The following is a 3,986-nucleotide window of genomic DNA, read 5'->3' on the forward strand; positions in this document are numbered from 1 at the left end:
TGTGTGGTATCAGCGATTACCTCAGGCACTCTGACCTGGCTAGCGGTATCTGGGGCTAGCAATGAATTCTTTGGTACCAAGAGTGATTATCAGGTGGTATTAGAGAAAAAGGAAAAGGATATAGAGGGAGAAGAGACCGAAAATACGGTCGCAGGTGCAGAGTTCTTTCTATATAAAGTACTAGAAAAAGAACCAGAGACTACTAGACAGATTGGCGGCCGGTATGTGACGGACGCAGAGGGGCGCATAAAAGTGGAAGGTCTCTTAGCAGGCTCTTACTTTTTTAGGGAAACCAACCCTTCTTATGGATATGACTATGACCTAGAGGGCGAAGACCGGATTACCCGCTATGACTTTGAAGTAAATACCGAGACCGCAGATTCTACAGGCATGGTCAAAGTGGAAGTCTTTAACAGAAAGACTGTTAGTACTTTAGCGCTTAGCAAGCTGGTTGAGAACAAAGATGGAACGGCGGTTACCGAAGAGCAAATGAATCAAGAGTTTACCTTTGCCGTAACCTTTGGCGATGGTAAGAGCTATCCTTATACCTTATCTGAAGGGGATACCCCGAAAGAATTAGTGGATGGAAAGCTAAAGCTAAAGCATGGTGAGACCGCAACCTTTACTGGTGTTCCCATAGGTATTAGTTACACCGTTACCGAAGAGGCCGTAGAGGGTTATGAAATCGTAGTTACAGATAACCATGGAAACATCAAAGCCGAAGGAAGTCACGCTGTCTTTAAAAACCGAGCAGGTGATGACAAAACCGGAAGTCTGATTGTCTCTAAAGAAGTCACCGGAAGTGGCGACTTAGATCAGGACTTTACCTTTACCGTATACCTAGGCGAAGATCAAGAAATTGACTATCACTATGACGTTTACGATAGTGCCGGAAAGGTATCGGAAAGTAGTATGAAATCAGGCCAAACTATGACCTTAAAGCACGGTCAGTGGGCGGTGTTTGTAAACCTTCCGGTAGGGTCTAGTTACCGAGTAAGTGAGGGCGCTATTGGCGGGTATACTCAGCAACTTCTAAACCAGTATGGACAGATTATCTCTGGTGGGAACCAAGCGAACTTCGTGAACCATAAGGTAGAAGAAAGCTTTGGCAAGTTAATTGTGACAAAGTCGGTAAAATCCGAAACAGGTGCTCCTGCTGATAAGGATAAAGTCTTCCACTTTAACATTCGTGTGGGTGATGAAACCTATGCTTGTGATCTAAAAGACGGCGAACGGTATGAAATTGATAACATTCCTGTAGGAACTCCTTATGAGGTGGTGGAAGATGACTACTACGGCGAAGGGTATGTCACCAAAGTAGTAGGAACCAATGGCACTATCCTAGAGGGAGAAGTCATTGCCGCCTTTACCAATACTCTAACGGAACCAATAGTCGAAAAAACAGGAAATCTGATTCTTCGCAAAATTGTTCCTGGAGATGGAGACTCTAAAGAATTTACCTTCTATGTAAAAGTGGGGAATAACGCCCCAGAAAAAGTGGTTCTTAAGAGTGGGGAAGAGTATAAGGTTAAGGACATCTCAGTAGGAACTCACTACCAGATTGTTGAGGATGATTACTACAGCGAGGGCTATATTACTTCTAGTACAGGAGCCAGTGGCACCATTACCGAAGGAGACTCTTTAGCAGAGTATACCAATGCCAAGAAAGCAGCGGAAAAAGGAAGCTTGGAAATCTCTAAGGAAGTCTTAAAAGAGGTTAACAAAGAGGTAGAGTTTATCTTTACGGTTACCTTTAGTGATGGCAATAACTATCCATATACCTTTGACGATGGCAAATTAGAGACCTCTCCAAAAGAAGAGGAGCCACAACAACTGGTAAACGGAAAGTTAAACCTAAAACACGGCGAAAAAGCCACCTTTAAAGACCTGCCAGCAGGCGTTACGTATACGGTTACCGAGGATACAAAGGGCGGATACCTACAAGGAATTCGTGTAAGTGAAGGAACCATTATTAAAGATGTAGTGGTGAAAGTACCATTCCGCAATGAAAAAGAAGCCGATCCAGAAGAAACCAAGTTAGTGATTAAAAAGATAGTAGACGGCGAAGGGGCAGACCCAGATAAGAGCTTTGAGTTCATCCTTCATATTGATGATGAAAAGAAAGAGTTTAGCTTAAAGGCTGGAGAATCAAAGGAATTTATTCTTCCAATCGGAGCCCTTTACTACGTAGAAGAAAAGAATTACTTTACTGAGGATTATCAGTTAACTTCACTAACCAATGGCTTTGGTATCTCCAAAGGCCATGCTATCGAAGTGGTTGCTACGAATACGTTTGTAGGAACGGTAACAAAAGATGTAACTGGAAGTAAGACATGGGTTGCCCCAGAAGGCATTGCTATTCCTGACACCATTACTGTGTATCTTGTGAAGGATGGTCAGGTGATTGCAGAGACAACGACAAACAAGGCAAACGAGTGGAAGTATGAGTTTAAAGACGTACCGAAGTACGATAGTGAAAAGAATGAAATTATCTATTCGGTAAAAGAAAAGCAAGTTGATAGCTTTGTCAGTAGTTCAGACGGTACGAATTTAACAAACACCTATGTAAAACCTGTGACCCAGGCGCTTCCAGAAGTGGAAAAGAAAATTGAAGTAAAAGGCGATGGAGACGTAAAAGATGCTACCTTTACCTTTATTCTAGAAGGCTTAGATGGTGCGCCGATGCCAAAGGATGCAGAGGAAGCAAAGGTACAGCTAACAGGAGAGGGTAAAGTATCCTTCCCAGAGATTACCTATACACTACCAGGAACCTATACCTACAGTATCTATGAAGAAGTAGGAGAAACAGAAGGCTACACCTATGATGCGAGAGTATACACCTATACGGTTACGGTAGAAAAGAGCGGTAGCGGAGAAGAATCCATTCTTACAGCTAGCGGTAAGCTAACCATGGGAGAAATTCTATTTAATACAGCCACCTTTACCAATATCTATGTACCACAAGAAGAAGATTCCACAAGCTTTACGGTAAATAAGGTATGGGCAGGCACGATTAATAAAGACCAACCAGACCACGTAATGGTTCAGCTCTATCGTAGCGGTGAAAAAGAAGGAGAACCAGTGAGACTAGATGCAGATAATAACTGGACTCATACCTTTACAGGTCTTGAAAAAGACGCTGTGTGGACAGTCGACGAGGTGAGTGTACCAACTGACTATACCAAGACGACAGCTGCAAACGGTCAGCACGGAATGACCATTACCAATACCTATACACCAGATGGCGAGACCCCATCAAAGCCGAGTACGCCAAGTAATCCAGGTACCTCTAGTGGCGGAAGCTCTTATGGTGGTGGCTTGACCGCACCGAAGACGAACGATCCTACAGCCATGACTTTATGGTTTGTAATCTTAATCTTAAGTCTTGGTGGTTTGCGGATGGTTGTCTTTAGAGAACCTAAGAAAACAAATAAGAGAAAGTAGGATGAAAGAAGCGATAAAGAAAGTAAGAAAAAGGATAACACCGGGATTATGCTTCCGTCTACTTTTATCTATACTCCTCATTGTGATTGCCTGTGTCAGTCTATTGCGTCTGGCACGGGGCAATCAGGAATATACAAAGGAGAAGGAAGTTCATAAAAAGATGTTAGAATATCGGCCGATTTCTCAGGAAGAGGATAAAGGAGCAGAAAATCAGGTCAATCCTCAAATCCAAGAACTAAAGAAGATCAATCCAGATGTAGCAGGTTGGGTGTATCTAAACGGAACAAGTATAGACTATCCCTTTGTAGCAGCAGGAGATTACAGTGAGTACTTGCGTACGGATATATATGGGGATTATAGCCTTGGCGGTACAGTCTTTACCGACTATCGTCTAGGTGCTGATTTTACAGGTTTTCAGACCATTCTTTTTGGACATAGCATGGACAATGGCTCGATGTTTATGGATTTACTAAATTTCCGTGACAGAGAGTATTTTAAAGCTCACCGGGAGGGCGTTATTTATTTGGAAAAAGAAACCCTGG

General features: G+C 42.9%; 1 protein-coding gene and 1 pseudogene. Both read left to right on the plus strand.

Features of this window, described 5'->3' with window-relative positions:
- On the plus strand, window positions 1-3,444 hold a 3,444-nt coding region (locus tag NHH16_RS15095; RefSeq protein ID WP_262070420.1), incomplete at its 5' end, for a DUF7601 domain-containing protein.
- Window position 3,445: 1 nt separating this feature from the next.
- Window positions 3,446-3,986, plus strand: a pseudogene (locus tag NHH16_RS15100) (hypothetical protein); the annotation flags it as partial.

Origin of the sequence: Ohessyouella blattaphilus, assembly GCF_024721265.1 — a bacterium.
Taxonomy (GTDB): domain Bacteria; phylum Bacillota; class Clostridia; order Lachnospirales; family Lachnospiraceae; genus Aequitasia; species Aequitasia blattaphilus_A.